The sequence below is a fragment of the Ornithinimicrobium cerasi genome (assembly GCF_003702705.1).
Lineage (GTDB): Bacteria > Actinomycetota > Actinomycetes > Actinomycetales > Dermatophilaceae > Ornithinicoccus > Ornithinicoccus cerasi.
In genome coordinates this window covers 1-781 of sequence record NZ_QZMN01000075.1, presented here as the reverse complement: position 1 = coordinate 781, position 781 = coordinate 1, and the positions used below count along the sequence as shown (strand labels likewise).

The window sequence follows — 781 nt, the reverse complement described above, 5'->3', positions numbered from 1 at the left end:
CAGCGACCTGCGCGCCCGCAACTTCGACAAAGTCGCGCCAATCCTGGGCAGCGCATAACCGATTCGCGGCAAAAGCGTGCGCGGCCATCCGCCGCGGTCCGAGCGCTCAGAACGCCGATGCAGCTCGCGCGAAAGCGTTGCGTATGCGTGGCCGGGCGGCTGCGTCCGTATTGAGCCTTTGAGGGCTGGGGTGTGGTACCGCCAGCGTGGGCAGGACGGGACGCTCGGCGGAACTCGTGAGGTAGCGCATCCAACCGGAGAGAGCTGGTGCTCCCATCGGTACGACTAGTTTCAGGCGAGGGAGCAGACTGACGAGTTCTTCCATCCAAGGCTCTGCCTCGACGATGTCCGCTGGCTTGGCGTTCTTGGTGCGCTTCCCGTCGACGGAGGGCAGGTACCACGGAACGACGTTCCACAGGACGATTCGCTGACGGTCGAGCCGCGCTTCGTGTAGCAACGTGAAAATGTTCGCCGCAGTCTGGTCATCGTTGTCCGCTGAGACGAATCCTGACCCTTTGTGGGCGGTAGCGCGGGGTCCCGGACACTCAAGCAGCAGCAGTACCTCCGCGTCGATTCCGCCGTCTGCAGGGTCGAACCAAGGCGCAGCGTGACCGTCCGCACGGCGACGGTTGATATCCCGCACCATCCCATTCAGAGCAGCGACATGAGGGTCGTCCAGGCGGGCCTCTTTGGACTGCACGATTCTCCGGGGTCAAGTCCGGTGAAGTGGTGTACGACGGTGATCCCTCGGTGGGGTTGATCAGGCCGTCAGTGCGGGGAC

1 protein-coding gene is annotated in these 781 nt (G+C 64.0%); it reads right to left on the bottom strand.

The window, feature by feature from the left end; genetic code table 11:
* Positions 1 to 106: 106 nt before the first annotated feature.
* Positions 107 to 646 carry a uracil-DNA glycosylase gene (locus tag D4B81_RS19415; protein ID WP_122263990.1) on the bottom strand — a complete coding sequence of 180 codons (540 nt, stop codon included), beginning with the start codon at positions 644 to 646 and terminating at the stop codon, positions 107 to 109.
* Between the last annotated feature and the right edge of the window lie 135 nt (positions 647 to 781).